The sequence below is a fragment of the Arthrobacter sp. SLBN-53 genome, assembly GCF_006715585.1.
GTDB lineage: Bacteria > Actinomycetota > Actinomycetes > Mycobacteriales > Mycobacteriaceae > Mycobacterium > Mycobacterium neoaurum_A.
Genome location: NZ_VFNN01000001.1, coordinates 1,236,034 through 1,252,403, shown reverse-complemented (window position 1 = coordinate 1,252,403; position 16,370 = coordinate 1,236,034). Strand labels below are relative to the sequence as shown.

Annotated in this window: 9 protein-coding genes; 6 read left to right on the top strand and 3 right to left on the bottom strand. The window is 68.0% G+C overall.

Annotated features, from left to right (window positions below; all coding sequences use genetic code 11):
• Positions 1-1,149, top strand: a complete 1,149-nt coding sequence (locus FBY28_RS05930; protein WP_141865090.1) for an acyl-CoA dehydrogenase family protein — start codon at positions 1-3, stop codon at positions 1,147-1,149.
• A 35-nt stretch (positions 1,150-1,184) separates the two neighbouring features.
• The gene (locus FBY28_RS05925) at positions 1,185-1,418 is read left to right on the top strand and encodes a hypothetical protein (RefSeq protein ID WP_141865088.1); all 234 of its coding nucleotides are present in this window, start codon (positions 1,185-1,187) and stop codon (positions 1,416-1,418) included.
• On the opposite strand, the gene FBY28_RS05920 is transcribed toward FBY28_RS05925, so the two are convergent.
• The gene (locus tag FBY28_RS05920; RefSeq protein WP_019511607.1) at positions 1,412-1,750 is read right to left on the bottom strand and encodes a hemophore-related protein; all 339 of its coding nucleotides are present in this window, start codon (positions 1,748-1,750) and stop codon (positions 1,412-1,414) included. The genes FBY28_RS05925 and FBY28_RS05920 overlap by 7 nt on opposite strands.
• A 169-nt stretch (positions 1,751-1,919) precedes the next feature.
• Between FBY28_RS05920 and FBY28_RS05915 the strand changes: the two genes are divergently transcribed.
• Positions 1,920-2,522 carry an IspD/TarI family cytidylyltransferase gene (locus tag FBY28_RS05915; protein WP_141865086.1) on the top strand — a complete coding sequence of 201 codons (603 nt, stop codon included), beginning with the start codon at positions 1,920-1,922 and terminating at the stop codon, positions 2,520-2,522.
• Here FBY28_RS05915 and FBY28_RS05910 read toward each other — a convergent pair.
• Entirely contained in the window at positions 2,506-3,219 is a 714-nt protein-coding gene (locus FBY28_RS05910) for an IspD/TarI family cytidylyltransferase (protein ID WP_216847521.1), read from the bottom strand. The two genes, FBY28_RS05915 and FBY28_RS05910, sit on opposite strands and share 17 nt — an antisense overlap.
• Before the next feature lie 66 nt (positions 3,220-3,285).
• Between FBY28_RS05910 and FBY28_RS05905 the strand changes: the two genes are divergently transcribed.
• Positions 3,286-4,533, top strand: a complete 1,248-nt coding sequence (locus tag FBY28_RS05905; RefSeq protein ID WP_286177789.1) for a low temperature requirement protein A — start codon at positions 3,286-3,288, stop codon at positions 4,531-4,533.
• On the opposite strand, the gene FBY28_RS05900 is transcribed toward FBY28_RS05905, so the two are convergent.
• A complete protein-coding gene (locus FBY28_RS05900) occupies positions 4,523-5,809 on the bottom strand; it encodes an MFS transporter (RefSeq protein ID WP_141865084.1) in 1,287 nt (428 codons plus the stop codon). The two genes, FBY28_RS05905 and FBY28_RS05900, sit on opposite strands and share 11 nt — an antisense overlap.
• On the opposite strand from FBY28_RS05900, the gene FBY28_RS05895 reads away from it, so the two are divergent.
• Positions 5,784-6,578, top strand: a complete 795-nt coding sequence (locus FBY28_RS05895; RefSeq protein WP_216847520.1) for a MerR family transcriptional regulator — start codon at positions 5,784-5,786, stop codon at positions 6,576-6,578. The genes FBY28_RS05900 and FBY28_RS05895 overlap by 26 nt on opposite strands.
• A 555-nt stretch (positions 6,579-7,133) precedes the next feature.
• A complete protein-coding gene (locus FBY28_RS05890; protein ID WP_141865082.1) occupies positions 7,134-16,364 on the top strand; it encodes a type I polyketide synthase in 9,231 nt (3,076 codons plus the stop codon).
• Positions 16,365-16,370: the final 6 nt, after the last annotated feature.

The window sequence follows — 16,370 nt, the reverse complement described above, 5'->3', positions numbered from 1 at the left end:
GTGCAACGAGATCTGTTCACCGAGGACCACGAGGCGTTCCGCGAGCTCGCCCGCGACTTCGTCGAGAAGGAGGTCGTGCCCGCATATCCCGACTGGGAAAAGGCCGGCCGTATGCCGCGCGCGGTGTTCGAGAAGATGGGTGCGCTTGGCATGTTGGGGATGGCCATTCCCGAGGAGTACGGGGGAGGGGGCGAACCGGACTACCGCTACAACGTGGTGCTGCAGGAGGAGGCGGCCCGTGCCCTGGTGACGTTGTCCACGGTGCGCACCCAGCTCGAGGTGATCCTGCCGTACTTCCTGCACTACGCCGACGAGCAACAGCGCAGTCGCTGGTTTCCCGGGCTGGCCGACGGCACGCTGCTGACCGCGGTCGCGATGACCGAACCCGGCACCGGATCGGATCTGGCCGGCATGCGGACCTCGGCGGTCCGTGATGGTGAGGACTGGATCCTCAACGGCGCCAAGACTTTCATCACCGGCGGTATGCAAGCCGACCTGGTGATCGTCGTCGCGCGCACCGCCACCGACCCGGACAACCGGCGCAAGGGTCTGACGCTTTTCGTCGTGGAGGACGGGATGCCCGGATTCACCAGGGGCCGTGAGTTGGAGAAGATGGGCTGCAAGGTCCAGGACACCGCGGAGCTGTCGTTCGTCGATGTGCGGGTGCCCGCCGCCAATGTGCTAGGACAGGAAGGTGAGGCATTCGGATACCTGGGGCAGAACCTGCCCCAGGAGCGGCTCACCATCGCGGTGGGGTCGGTGGCCCAGGCACGCTCGGCGATAGCCGAGGCAATCCGCTACACCAGGGACCGGACGATCTTCGGGGCGTCGGTCTCGTCGTTCCAGAACACCAAGTTCGAGCTGGCTGCCTGCTCTGCGGAGGTCGAGGCAGGCCAGGCGATGCTCGACCGTGCCGTGGCCCTGCTGGTCGCCGGTGAGCTGTCGGCCGCCGACGCGGCCCGGGTCAAACTTTTCTGCACCGAGATGCAGGCCAGGGTGGTCGATCGCTGCCTGCAGTTGTTCGGTGGCTACGGCTACATGATGGAGTATCCGATCGCCCGGTTGTACACCGATGCCAGGGTGGCACGGATCTATGCCGGAACCAGCGAGGTCATGAAGGTGATCATCGCGAAATCGCTCGGTCTGTAAGCGCCATCCGCTGCGGGCCCTGGCACACTCGTCCCATGGCGCTGCGCATCGCCGGATTCACATTCGGCCTGATGGCCCTGGTGGCCGGCGGCCTGCAGCTGTGGGCCTATGCCGCGTCCGATTGGCCACGGCACCTGATCCTCGGCGTGTTCGCCTGTGCAATGGGACTGAGCGTGCTCGCGGCGTCCTTGCGAAAGCGAAATGTCCCGCCCTCCGAACCGGAGGACGGGACATTCGACAAGCGTGATCGATACCGCGGTGATCAGTAGTTGTTGCAGGTACCCGCGAGGTTCTGCACCGCGCCCAGGTAGCTGGCGGCACCCGGGTAGGCAGCGATCTGGTTGACCGTGTTCTGACGCTCCACCGGTCCCGAGGACAGGAAGGACCGCAGCATGCCCAGGGCCATCGGCTGAGCGTTGAACTGCGCGGCCAGATCGGGCTGCTGGGCATTCATCGCGGCCATCACCTGGTCGTATGTGCAGGTCGTGTTGACGACACTGCTGAGGTCGGGCTGGGCAGAGGCGATCCCGGCCGACATCGGCAGTGCTACTGCGATCCCGCCGATCACGACGGCAAGCTTCGTGCGCGACACCTTGAGCATGTGGTTTATACCTTTCCCCACCCGACTGATTCGGGCGACATCCCTCTGTCGTGCGGGATGGCTGATTTGTTACACACCTTTGTGATCAAAAGGCTAACAGGATCGCCATTGATCCGTACAAGCTCTTTACCCGGCCATCACGCTGGGCAAACGGGCTACCCTGACCGCCGTGGAACTCACCGCCGTCATCGTGTTCGCGCCCCAGGAGAACCCGGGCGGCGCGCTCACACCGCTGGGCGGTGACCCTGCGGTGCGTCGAATGGTGCGATCGCTGTCCCGGGTGGCCCCCCACGTGCTGGTGGTCGTCGACGAGGCCTTCGCGGACCGGTTCGATGCGGCACTGGCCGGTCTGCCCACCGAGATCCTGCCCGTCGACGCTTCCGCGACCCGAGCGGATTGCCTCGTGTTGGCCGGGGTGCGCGCCGGCCGCCACGGCGCCACCCACGTGCTGCTGGCCGATCACCGTCACCCGCTCATGGCGGCGGACATGATCGACAGGGTCGTCAGTGCCCTGGCCGACGGCGCAGAGCTGGTGGTGCCGGTGCTGCCGGTCACCGACACAGTGAAGACCGTCGATGCCGGGGGCACCATCACCGCGACGGTGGACCGCTCCACCTTGCGGCTGCTGCAGTATCCGCGGGGTATGCGTGCAGACCGCCTACCCGTTGAAAGCCTGTCCGGCGCGGTCATCGTCGACGGTGATGCCGATGCGGTTCCGGTGGAGCTACCCGCGGATGCGGCGCTGCTGGAGGCCGTCATCGCCTGCCGGTGAGCAGGTGCTCTGCCAGCCGGATGTCCGGCGGATAGGTGACCTTGAAATTGCTTGCCGCACCGGGGAATACACGCACATCGGCATCGGTGAAGTGTTGTACGCAGGCCGAGGTGTCGGTGCCGTCGAAGGCCTCGACGTCGGCGCGGCGGTAGGCCGCCAGCAGGGGCTCGGCGCGGAAAGCCTGTGGCGTCTGCACCCGCACCATTGATTCGGTGAGCGGATGCAGACCGTCCTGCCCGGCCCTGGCCAGTCCGACCGCGGCGATTCCCGGGACCGCGCCGCCGAAGCGCCGTGCGGTGTCCAGGGCGGCGCGCATCATCTCCGGCCCGGCCAGCGGGCGGGCGGCGTCATGGATGAGAACGACGTCCACGGCCCCGGATTCGATATCGGCAGCGATGTGGCAGAGCATGTTGAACTCGGATTCGTGTCGGGTGTCGCCGCCCTCGACAAGTTCGATGGTGCGGTCCGGGAGCTGGGCGTGCACCATCGTTTCGGCGATGTCGAACTCACCGCGCCGGTAGACCAGGATCACCCGACCGATCTCCGGTGTGTCGGCCACCGCGCGCAGCGACCAGGCCAGCATCGGCCTGCCGGCCAGCGCCAGGTAGGCCTTGTTTCCGTCGGCTCCGACACGTGAACCGATGCCTGCGGCGAGCACGACACCGACGGCAGTGGCAGGGTCACCGGTCGGGGGCACGCGCCCACGCTAGCGTGTTGAATCTTGTCGGTGACCGGCGCGCGCCGGTGGGAGGGGGAATCTGCGGTGAGCACTGTCGACAGGCGGCCGCGCGGCATATCGGTCATGTCCGGGCGCGATCCGCACGAGTCGCACCGGGTGGCCTCCCCGCTGGAGCTGCTGTTCGACCTAACGTTCGTCATCGCCTTCGGAGTCGCGGCCTCGCAGTTCGCCCACGCCTTCGCCGCCGGGCACGTCGGCGCGGGTCTGGCCGGATTCGCCTTCGCGATCTTCGCCGTGTGCTGGGCGTGGATCAACTTCACCTGGTTCGCGTCGGCATACGACACCGATGACTGGGTGTATCGGTTGACGACCATGCTGCAGATGGTGGGCGTGTTGATCCTGGCGCTCGGACTGCCCGCCATGTTCGCCTCGTTGGAGCACGGCGGGCACGTCGACAATGTGGTGATGGTGGCCGGTTACGTGGTCATGCGCGTCGCGATGGTCGCGCAGTGGCTACGGGCCGCGCGCCAGGATCCGGCACGGCGGCGGGCCTGCCTGACCTACGCCGCGATCATCTCGATAGCCCAGATCGGTTGGATCGCAGTGATTCTGCTGCACACCGGGCTGCTCGTGACGGGCCTGCTGGTGATCGCGCTGACCCTGTTCGAGATGGCAGGTCCGGTGGTGGCCGAACGCCGCGCGGGCGGCACACCGTGGCACGCCCACCACATCGCCGAGCGGTACGGGTTGATGGCCATCATCGCCCTCGGTGAGGGCGTCGTGGGCACGGTGGCGACGTTGACGGCGGTGGTGTCGGACCACGGTTGGAGTACCGAGGCGATCCTGGTCGCGGTCGCCGGTGTCGGCCTGACCTTCGGGATGTGGTGGATGTACTTCATGGTGCCCGCCGGTGAGCTCTTGCACGCACACCGCGAGACCTCGTTCTGGTTCGGCTACCTACCCATCGCGTTGTACGGAGCGATCGTCGGCACCGGCGCGGGTCTGCACCTGGCGGCCTACTACCTGGAGGAGCATTCCGAGCTCGGGTCGGCGGCCTGCGTGGCGACCGTGGCGGTGCCGGTGGCGGTCTACATCTGGCTGATCTACCTGTTGCACGCCCTGATGCTGCGGGCCACCAGCCGAGTTCATCTGGCGCTCAGCCTGCTGGCCAGCGCGGTGCTGGCCGGTTCGGTGCTGCTCGCGGTCTCCGGGGTGCCCATCGCGGTGTGCCTGCTGGTGACCACGCTTGCGCCGGTGGTGGTCGTCATCGGCCACGAAACGGTCGGGCACCGGCACACGGCGGCGGCGGTGGCGGCGCGAATCAGCGCCTGAGGTCGGTTGGCTCCGGATCGAAGGTCTCCAGCAACCACCGGTCGGAGGCGTCGCCCTGCAGTCCCAACTGCCGCCATGTCTTGCGTCGGGTCACCAGGATGCCGATCACCGCGACGGCCCACACCACGTACTGAACCGTCCAGGCGAGCCGGAACGACTCGGGGGAGTATCCGCCCGCGACGTCCAGGATCCAGCCCATTGCCTGCATCAGCATCAGTGAGGCCAGAAAGCCCCCCATGTTGACCATGCCCTGCGCCGTGCCCAGCGTCGCGCTGGGATTGAAGGTCCGGGCAAAGTCGAAACCGACCATCGAACCCGGCCCGCCGACGGAGATGATCACCACCAGCACGACCAACAGCCACAACGGTGCCTGACCGTGTATGGCCAGCACGACCGTCCAGATGGCGGCGTTGCTGCCGATGATCGCCAGGACGAATCGGGACCGGCGATGCGGGAATCGGCCACACAGGATGCCGAGCACCACCCCGGCGGCGACCGCCGTCAGCACCGAGATGGTCAACAGCATCCCGGCAACACCGCGGGTCTGGCCCTGCGCGGTCGTCACATAGGGGACGCCCCACATCAGCGCGAAGGCGGTCACCGAGAACTGGGTGCCCATATGGGTGAAGAACCCGAGTCGGGTACCCGGCCGCAGCCAGACGGTACGGACGTTGGCCAGGGTCGCCCGCACACTCAGCGCGGACGTGGTGGCCGGCCTGCCGTCGGGGGTGTTGCGGATCAACGCCGCCGCCAGCACCATGGCGAGCACGGCGAAGGCCGCCACCGACAGGTACGCCGAGGTCCACCCGGCGACCCCCAACAACGCCAGGAACGGCACGGCCGAGAGCACCTGGCCGAACTGGCCGCTGATGCCGGTGAGCTGGGTCAACAGCGGGACCCGCCGGGCGGGGAACCAGTGCGGCACCAGGCGCAGCACCGAGATGAAGGTGATGGCATCGCCGAGTCCGACGATGGCCCTGGCGGTCAGCGCCATCGGCAGGGATTGGGTCAGCGCGATGGCGAGCTGCCCGCCCGCCATGAGGGCAGCGCCGGAGATGATCAACACCTTGGACCCGTACCGGTCCAGCAACACTCCCGCAGGAACCTGCGCCGCGGCGTAGACGATGATCTGCAGCACCACGAAGGTGGACAACATGCTCGGGCCGGCGTGGAAGCGTTCGCCCGCCTCGAGACCGGAGACGCCGAGGGTGGTGCGGTTGAGCACGGCCACGATATAGGCCAGCAATCCGGTGGCCCAGACGATCCAGGGACGCACGGCACCGGCCCCTTCCGTCGTCTCGGGTGGTCGTATCGGTTGGCATGAATGGTCCCAAATTGATGGGACGAATTGCGAATCATTTTCCGGTGACGTCTCTCACCGCGTTGCCGTGCTGTGCATCGGCGCTGTTTCTAAGCCTTTTATCAGTTTGCTCGAACAGCACGAGCGCGCGCTACAGTGTGATCATGACCGTGCATGTCTGCGGCCAGCGGGCGGTGATGGCCGCTTGACCACGGCCGAATATCGCCTGCACGACCTCGCGCGTGCGTCCGGGGTCAGTGCGCGCAATATTCGCGCCTACCGCGAGCGTGGGTTGCTGGATCCACCGCGCCGGGTGGGGCGTGCGGCTTTCTACGATGCCGTGCATCTGATGCAGTTGCAGACCATCGATCGGTTGCTCGCGCGCGGGTTCACCTCGGCACACATCGCCGAATTCTTCGAGACCGTCCGCGCCGGCCGCGATGTGGGCGACGTATTGGGGCTGGACGTGGCAATTCTGGGGCCGCGGCAACCTATGGGCGGTGCGCACCGCGATCCGCGGGAGTACGCAGATGTCGCGTCCGCGATCTCCGAAGCCCTTCGCGACGGTGTGGATTCGCTTGCCGTGGAGGCTGTCGCGGCGTGGCGGACCGCCACCCCTGGCGTCGTCAGTCCCGAGCATCTGGTCGGTTTGGTGGCCGGATGGGTCGAGCGGGTGATGCGGGACCGGTTGTCCGAAGCGGTGCCGGTCGCATCGGGACGCGGGCCAAAACTTACCGATCAGTAATAATTTCCAGCAAACTCCGCAAACTATCCATATCGCGACAGTGGGCACTTTGGGTCCGAGTGTCATTTCCCGGCGGCGGTCGTCACCGCGCCGAGCGGAGACGGAGACCACGGAATTCTTAGATAACGATTTGATAACGGCATAGCGCTGATCTGGGAAGTTATAGCTACTCGACCGTAACCACCCGCATGCAGGACGTTTGTCCCGGACGCGTTTGAACGCGCTTGTGACCGTCGTTACCCAACATCTGGTTACCCGGGCGTAGAACTCGCCAGTAACCATTTGAACGCGAAAAACGACCCCGATCCTTATGACACTCTTAGTGGGGCGGGATTGGCCGTCGGACACGTCCAGGACCGGATTCAAATGATTCCCGGACAGCCCCGGACGGACACCGGCCCGCCGACGATTCAGAGCTGAATCGTCAGCAGACCACAGACCACAGGACGGGTCGGACCGCGGGGGACCGATTCGCTTCCCGCCGCGACGGCGCGGCACACGGGTACGACAAGCGCGAGTGCGTGACAAAGACTGCACCGAGGGAGAGAACACGACGTGACGATCAACGAACACGACAGGGTGACGGCCGGTAAGAACGGCTTGAAGGATGGTTCGTTGGGTGGCGCGCACGCTCTGGTCGACCTGCTCAATGCCGGCGAGCCGTATGCCGTCGCATTCGGCGGCCAAGGTGGCGCGTGGCTGGAGAGCCTGGAGGAGCTGGTCAGCTCCGCCGGCATCGAGTCCGAGCTGAGCGAACTGGTCGGCGAGGCGGCACTGCTGCTCGAGCCGGTCGCCCGGGAGCTCGTCGTCGTCCGCCCGATCGGCTTCGAGCCGCTGCAGTGGGTTCGCGCGCTGGCGGCCGAGGAGCCGCTGCCCGACACCAAGCAGCTCACCACCGCCGCCATCTCCGGCCCCGGCATCCTGCTGACCCAGATGGCCGCCATCCGCGCCCTGACCCGTCAGGGGCTGGACCTGATGGGCACCCCGCCGGTGGCCATGGCCGGCCACTCCCAGGGCATCCTCGGCGTCGAGTCGCTCAAGGCGAAGGGCACCCGCGACGCGGAGCTGCTCGCCCTGCTGCAGCTGATCGGTGCCGCCGGTTCCCTGGTCTCGCGCCGGCGCGGCATGGTCGGGCGCGGTGACAAGTCGCCGATGGTCTCGGTGACCAATGTCGATCCGGACCGGATCGCCGAGCTGCTCGAAGATTTCTCCACCGACGTGCGCACCGTGCTGCCCCCGGTGCTCTCGATCCGCAACGGCCGCCGCTCGGTGGTCATCACCGGCACCCCCGAACAGCTCGGTCGCTTCGAGCTGTACTGCTCGAAGATCACCGAGAAGGAAGAGGCCGAGCGCAAGAACAAGCTGCGCGGTGGCGCGGTGTTCGCGCCCGTCTTCAACCCCATCCAGGTCGAGGTCGGCTTCCACACCCCGCGCCTGGCCGACGGTGTCGCGCTGGTCGATCGCTGGGCCGCCAAGATCGGCATCGACACCGAACTCGCCCACGCGATGACCGAGTCCATCTTCGTCAACCCGATCGACTGGGTCTCCGACGTCGAGGCGCTGCACACCGCGGGCGCCCGCTGGATCATCGACCTCGGCCCGGCCGACACCGTCACCCGACTGACCGCGCCGGTCATCCGCGGACTCGGCATCGGCATCGTGCCCGCCGCCACCCGCGCGGGCCAGCGCAGCCTGTTCACCGTCGGCGCGGTGCCCGAGGTGCCCGCCCCGTGGACCAGCTACGCGCCGTCGACGGTCACCCTGCCCGACGGCTCGGTGAAACTGTCCACCAAGTTCACCCGCCTCACCGGCCGGTCGCCGATCCTGCTGGCCGGGATGACCCCGACCACCGTGGACGCCAAGATCGTCGCCGCGGCCGCCAACGCCGGACACTGGGCCGAGCTGGCAGGCGGCGGCCAGGTCACCGAGAAGATCTTCGAGGACCGCCTGGAGGACCTGGCCGAGCTGTTGGAGCCGGGCCGGGCCATCCAGTTCAACTCGCTGTTCCTGGACCCCTACCTGTGGAAGCTGCAGCTCGGCGGCAAGCGCATCGTGCAGAAGGCGCGCCAGTCCGGTGCGCCCATCGACGGTGTCGTCGTCACCGCGGGCATCCCCGAGCTCGACGAGGCCGTCGCGCTGATCGAGGAGCTCAACGAGATCGGCATCACCCATGTGGTGTTCAAGCCGGGCACCGTCGACCAGATCAAGTCCGTCATCAAGATCGCCGCCGAGGTGCCCGACAAGGACGTCATCGCCCATATCGAGGGCGGCCGCGCCGGTGGTCACCACTCGTGGGAGGACCTCGACGATCTGCTCCTGAGCACCTACGCCGACCTGCGCAAGCTGTCCAACATCACCATCTGCGTCGGTGGCGGCATCGGCACCCCCGAGCGGGCCGCCGACTACCTGGCCGGCCGGTGGTCGCAGACCTACGGCTTCCCGCTCATGCCGGTCGACGGCATCCTCGTCGGCACCGCCGCGATGGCCACCCTTGAGGCCACCACCTCGCCGGCTGTCAAGCAGCTGCTGGTCGACACCAAGGGCACCGATGTCTGGGTGGGCGCCGGAAAGGCCCAGGGCGGCATGGCATCCGGGCGTAGCCAGCTCGGTGCCGACATCCACGAGATCGACAACACCGCCTCCCGCTGCGGCCGGCTGCTCGACGATGTCGCCGGTGACGCCGACGCCGTGGCCGAGCGCCGCGACGAGATCATCGCCGCGATGGCCGACACCGCCAAGCCGTACTTCGGTGACCTCGCCGACATGACCTACCTGCAGTGGCTGGACCGCTACGTGGAACTGGCCATCGGCGACGGCGACTCGACCGCGGACACCAAGTCCGAGGACTCGCCATGGCTGGACATCACCTGGCGCGACCGTTTCGAGGAGATGCTCAAGCGCGCCGAGGCCCGCCTGCATCCCAAGGATTCCGGCCCGATCGACACCCTGTTCGCCAAGAGCCCCGAAGGTGTTGCGCTGCTGGAGCATCCGGCCGCCGCCGTCGACACGCTGCTCAACCGGTACCCGGACGCCGAGACCCTCAAGCTGCACCCGGCCGACGTCCCGTTCTTCGTCACGCTGTGCAAGACACCGGGCAAGCCGGTGAACTTCGTGCCGGTGATCGACAAGGACGTCCGCCGCTGGTGGCGCAGCGACTCGCTATGGCAGGCACACGACGCCCGCTACACCGCCGACCAGGTCTGCATCATCCCCGGCACCGCCGCAGTCGCGGGTATCACCCGCGTCGACGAGCCCGTCGGTGAACTGCTCGACCGCTTCGAGCAGGCCGCCATCGACGAGGTCGTCGCCTCCGGCGCCACCCCGGTGCCGGTCGTCTCGCGCCGGCAGGCCAATCCCGGTGCCACCGGACCCATTGCCGTGGTGCTGGATTCGCCCGACGTGCTGTGGGCGGGTCGCACCGCGATCAACCCGGTGCACAGGATCGGCGCCCCGGGCGAATGGCAGGTCAACGAGAACCGCGCCGCGACACACCCGTCCACCGGTTCGCGCCTCGAGCTCACCGATGACGGTGTGACGCTGAGCGTTCCGCTGAGCGACATCTGGATCGACATCAAGCTCACGCTGCCCGCCGCCACCGTCAACGGTGGTATGCCGGTCGTCACCACCGAGGATGCCGCCGCGGCCATGCGCGCGGTGCTGGCCATCGCTGCCGGCGTCGACGGCGTCGACGCGCTGCCGGCCGTCGTGGACAACACCGCGACCGTCACCGTCGGCTGGGATCCCGAGGAGGTCGCCGACCACACCGGTGTCACGGCCACCTTCGGCGCCCCGTTGGCCCCCGGACTGACCCTGGTTCCGGACGCCCTGGTCGGCAAGTGCTGGCCCGCGGTGTTCGCCACCATCGGCGCCGCGGTCACCGACGCCGGATTCCCGGTCATCGAAGGCCTGCTGAGCCTGGTGCACCTGGATCACGCCGCCCACCTGCTGGCGCCGATGCCCAAGGACGCCGCCGAATTGACCGTCACCGCAACGGCTTCGGCCGCCATCGACACCGAGGTCGGCCGTGTCGTGCCGGTCGAGGTCGTCATCAGTGACGCGCAGGGCACCGAATTGGCCCGTCTGGTCGAGCGTTTCGCCATCCGTGGACGCACCGGCGCCGTCGAGTTGGAGGATCCCATTCGCGCCGGTGGTGCGATGACCGACAACGCGACCGACACCCCGCGTCGCCGTCGTCGGGACGTCACCATGACCGCGCCCACCGATATGAGCGCGTTCGCCGTGGTGTCCGGTGACCACAACCCGATCCACACCGACCGCGCCGCAGCGCTTCTCGCGGGCCTGAAGGGCCCGATCGTGCACGGCATGTGGCTCTCGGCCGCCGCGCAGCACGTCGTCACCGCCACCGACGGCCGCGCCACCCCGCCGGCCCGTCTGGTGGGCTGGACCTCCCGTTTCCTGGGCATGGTGCTACCGGGCGACGAGATCGAGTTCCGTGTCGACCGGGTCGGCATCGACCGCGGCGCGGAGATCATCGAGGTGACCGCCAAGGTCGGCGGCGATCTGGTGATGGCCGCCTCGGCACAGCTGGCCGCGCCGAAGACGGTGTACGCCTTCCCCGGTCAGGGCATTCAGCACAAGGGCATGGGCATGGAGGTCCGGGCCCGGTCCAAGGCCGCCCGCAAGGTGTGGGACATCGCCGACAAGTTCACCCGCGACACGCTGGGCTTCTCGGTGCTGCACGTGGTCAAGGACAACCCGACCAGCCTGATCGCCTCCGGTGTGCACTACCACCATCCCGAGGGCGTGCTGTACCTGACGCAGTTCACCCAGGTCGCCATGGCCACCGTGGCGGCCGCGCAGGTCGCCGAGATGCGCGAGCAGGGCGCCTTCGTCGAGGGTGCCATCGCCTGCGGTCACTCCGTCGGTGAATACACCGCGCTGGCCTGTGTCTCGGGCGTCTACGAACTGCCGGCCCTGCTGGAGGTCGTGTTCCACCGCGGCTCCAAGATGCACGACATCGTCCCGCGCGACGAGAAGGGCCGGTCCAACTACCGGCTGGCCGCGATCCGGCCGTCGCAGATCGATCTCGACGATGACGACGTCACCGCCTTCGTCGCCGAGATCTCCGAGCGCACCGGGGAATTCCTACAGATCGTGAACTTCAACCTGCGTGGCTCGCAGTACGCCATCGCCGGCACGGTTCGCGGGCTGGAGGCCCTGGAGGAGGAGATCGAGCGGCGGCGCGAGATCAGCGGCGGCAAGCGATCGTTCATCCTGGTTCCCGGTATCGACGTGCCGTTCCACTCCGAGGTGTTGCGTGTCGGTGTCGCCGACTTCCGGCGCTCGCTGGAGCGCGTGATGCCCACCGATGCCGACCCGGAACTGCTGGTGGGCAAGTACATCCCGAACCTGGTGCCGCGTCCGTTCACCCTGGATCGTGACTTCATCCAGGAGATCCGCGATCTGGTGCCCGCCGAGCCGCTGGACGAGGTGCTCGCCGATTACGACACCTGGCGCAACGAGCGTCCGCGTGAGCTGATGCGCAAGATCGTCATCGAGCTGCTGGCCTGGCAGTTCGCCAGCCCGGTGCGTTGGATCGAGACCCAGGACCTGCTGTTCATCGAGGAGGCCGCCGGTGGCCTCGGTGTCGAGCGGTTCGTCGAGATCGGTGTGAAGACCGCGCCGACGGTGGCCGGCCTGGCGACCAACACGCTGAAGTTGCCGGAGTACTCGCACAGCACCACCGAGGTGCTCAACGCCGAGCGTGACGCCGCGGTGCTGTTCGCCACCGACACCGATCCCGAGCCCGAGGTCGAGGAGATCCCAGCGGTTGCCTCGGCTCCCGAATCGGCGCCCGCGGCAGCGGCTCCGGCCGCTGCCCCGGCCCCCGCGGCCGCACCGTCGGGTGGACCGCGCCCGGACGACATCACCTTCGACGCGGCCGATGCCACGCTGGTGCTCATCGCGCTGGCAGCGAAGATGCGCATCGACCAGATCGAACCGCTGGACTCCATCGAGTCGATCACCGACGGCGCGTCCTCGCGCCGCAACCAGATGCTGGTCGACCTGGGCTCCGAGCTGAACCTCGGCGCCATCGACGGCGCCGCCGAGGCCGATCTGTCCGGTCTCAAGGCGCAGGTGACCAAGCTGGCCCGCACCTACAAGCCGTTCGGCCCGGTGCTGTCGGATTCGATCAACGATCAGCTGCGGACCGTCTTCGGCCCCTCGGGCAAGCGCCCGGCCTACATCGCCGAACGTGTCGCCAAGACATGGGAACTGGGACCGGGCTGGGCCAAGCACGTGACCGCCGAGGTTGCGCTGGGCACCCGCGAGGGCTCCAGCGTCCGCGGTGGCAACATGGGCGGCTTGCACGAGGGCGCCCTGGCCGATGCGGCCTCGGTCGACAAGGTCATCGATGCCGCGGTCACCGCGGTCGGTGCGCGCAAGGGCATCCCGGTCAGCCTGCCGTCCTCCGGCGCCGCCGGTGGTGGTGTCGTCGACTCGGCAGCCCTCGGCGAATTCGCCGAGCAGGTCACCGGACCCAACGGTGTGCTGGCCAACGCGGCCCGCACCATCCTGGGCCAGCTGGGGCTCGACAGCCCGGTCAGCGCTCCGGAGACCGTCAGCGACGCCGATCTGATCGACTTGGTGACCACCGAACTCGGATCGGACTGGCCGCGTCTGGTCTCCCCGGTGTTCGACGCCCGCAAGGCCGTCGTGTTCGACGACCGGTGGGCAAGCGCCCGTGAGGATCTGGCCCGGCTGTGGCTGCTCGACGAGAGCGAGATCGACTCCGACTGGCAGCGGTTGTCCGAGCGTTTCGAGGGTGCGGGCAACGTTGTCGGCACGCAGGCCAGCTGGTGGCAGGGCAAGGCCCTGGCTGCCGGCCGCAACGTCCACGCGGCGCTGTACGGCCGGGCCGCCGCCGGTGCGGAGAACCCTGACAAGGGTGGCTACGCAGGAGAGGTGGCCGTCGTGACCGGTGCCTCCAAGGGCTCGATCGCCGCATCGGTGGTCGCCCAGCTGCTGGAGGGCGGCGCGACCGTGATCGCGACCACCTCACGCCTGGACGATGACCGGTTGGCGTTCTACCGCAAGCTGTATCGCGACAGTGCCCGCTTCAACGCGACGCTGTGGGTGGTGCCCGCCAATATGGCCTCCTACGCCGATATCGACGCATTGGTGGAGTGGGTCGGCAGTGAGCAGACCGAGAACCTGGGGCCCAAGGCCATCCACCTCAAGGATGCGCAGAACCCGACGCTGCTGTTCCCGTTCGCCGCACCGCGGGTCAGCGGGGACCTGTCGGAGGCGGGCGCGCGCTCCGAGATGGAGATGAAGGTCTTGCTGTGGGCCATTCAGCGGCTCATCGCCGGGTTGTCGCACATCGGCTCGGAGCGCGATATCGCATCCCGCCTGCACGTCGTGCTGCCGGGTTCGCCCAACCGCGGCATGTTCGGCGGGGACGGCGCCTACGGCGAGGCCAAGGCGGCCCTCGACGCCGTCGTCACCCGGTGGAAGGCCGAATCCTCGTGGAGCCAGCGGGTTTCGCTGGCGCACGCGTTGATCGGCTGGACCAAGGGCACCGGCCTGATGGGTCACAACGATGCGATCGTCGGCGCGGTCGAAGAGGCGGGTCTGACCACCTACACGACCGAAGAGATGGCCTCGATGTTGTTGTCGCTGTGCGATATCAACTCCAAGGTCGCCGCCGCGCGTGAGCCGATCCAGGTCGACATGACCGGCGGCCTCGGCGAGATCGAGATCGACATGGCCGAGTTGGCCGCCAAGGCTCGTGAGGAGATGGCCTCGGCCGGTTCCGACGAGGACGACGAGGACGAGGCCGGGACCATCCGGGCGCTGCCCTCGCCGCCGCGCGGCTACCAGGCGGCCCCGGCTCCGGCCTGGGACGATCTGGACGTCGATCCGGCCGACATGGTCGTCATCGTCGGTGGTGCCGAACTCGGCCCGTACGGTTCGTCGCGGACCCGCTTCGAGATGGAGGTCGACGGCGAGCTGTCCGCGGCCGGCGTCCTGGAGCTGGCCTGGACCACCGGAATGGTCAAGTGGGAAGACGATCCCAAGCCGGGCTGGTACGACACCGCGACCGGTGACCTGGTCGACGAATCCGAACTGGTCGAGCGCTACCACGACGCCGTGGTGGCCAAGGTCGGCATCCGCGAGTTCGTCGACGATGGTGCCATCACCGCCGATCACACCACGCCGCTGCTGGTTTCGGTGTTCCTCGACAAGGACTTCAGCTTCGTGGTGTCCTCGGAGAGCGACGCCCGCGGCTTCGCCCAGTCCGATCCGGAACACACCGTGATCGCGCCGGTCCCCGACAGTGGTGACTGGCTGGTGACCCGCAAGGCGGGCACCGAGATCCGGGTGCCGCGCAAGGCCAAGATGTCGCGCACCGTCGGCGCCCAGGTGCCGACCGGGTTCGACCCGACCGTGTACGGCGTGAGCCAGGACATGGCCAGTTCGGTCGATCGTCTCGCACTGTGGAACCTGGTCACCACGGTGGATGCGTTCCTGACCGCGGGCTTCACCCCGGCCGAGCTGATGCGCTGGGTGCATCCGAGCCTGGTGGCCTGCACGCAGGGCACCGGTATCGGTGGGCTCACGTCCATGCAGCGGATGTTCCACGGCAACCTGCTGGGTCAGAGCAAGCCGAACGACATCCTGCAGGAGGTGTTGCCGAACGTCTTCGCCGGCCACGTCGTGCAGTCCTACATCGGCAGCTACGGCTCGATGATCCACCCGGTCGCGGCCTGCGCGACGGCGGCGGTGTCGGTCGAGGAGGGCGTCGACAAGATCAAGCTGGGCAAGGCCGATTTCGTGGTCGCCGGCGGATACGACGACCTGACGCTGGAGGCCGTAACCGGCTTCGGTGACATGTCGGCCACCGCCGATACCGAGGTCATGCGCGCCAAGGGAATCAGCGATTCGAAGTTCTCCCGCGCCAACGATCGTCGGCGCCTCGGGTTCGTCGAATCCCAGGGTGGCGGAACGATTCTGCTGACCCGCGGCGACCTCGCGGTGCAGATGGGTCTGCCGGTGCTCGCAGTGGTGGGCTACGCCTCCTCCTTCGGCGACGGTGTGCACACCTCGATCCCGGCTCCCGGGCTCGGTGCGCTGGCATCCGGTCTCGGCGGCACGCAGTCCCGCTTGGCCCGTTCGCTGGCCGAGCTGGGCGTCGGTGCCGATGACATCGCGGTGATCTCCAAGCACGACACCTCCACGCTGGCAAACGATCCCAACGAGACCGAGCTGCATGAGCGGCTCGCCGCCTCGATGGGCAGGTCCAAGGGCGCGCCGCTGTTCGTGGTCAGCCAGAAGAGCCTGACCGGGCACGCCAAGGGCGGTGCGGCGGCCTTCCAGATGATGGGCCTGTGCCAGATCCTGCGTGACGGTGTCATCCCGCCGAACCGCAGCCTGGATTGCGTCGACAGCGAGCTGGACCATGCCAAGCACTTCGTGTGGTTGCGCGAGGCGCTGCATCTTGGTGAGAAGTTCCCGATCAAGGCCGGTCTGGTGACCAGCCTGGGCTTCGGGCACGTGTCCGGTCTGGTGGCGCTGGTGCACCCGCAGGCGCTGCTTGCGGCCCTGCCCGCCGATCAGCGGGCCGATTACCAGGCCCGGGCCAACGCCCGCGTGCTGGACGGTCAGCATCGGTTGGCGTCGGCCATCGCCGGCGGACCCGCGCTGTACGAAAAGCCTGCCGATCGCCGCTTCGGCGGGGACGGCCCGGAGAAGCCTCAGGAGGCGGCGATGCTGCTCGATCCCGAGGCCCGCCTCGGCGCTGACAACCACTACGCGAAGTGAGCGAAC

Excerpts from the sequence above, each read along its gene's own strand:
- FBY28_RS05925 (WP_141865088.1), top strand. The coding sequence starts at position 1,185 with ATGGCGCTGCGCATCGCCGGATTCACATTCGGCCTGATGGCCCTGGTG.
- FBY28_RS05920 (WP_019511607.1), bottom strand. The coding sequence starts at position 1,750 with ATGCTCAAGGTGTCGCGCACGAAGCTTGCCGTCGTGATCGGCGGGATC.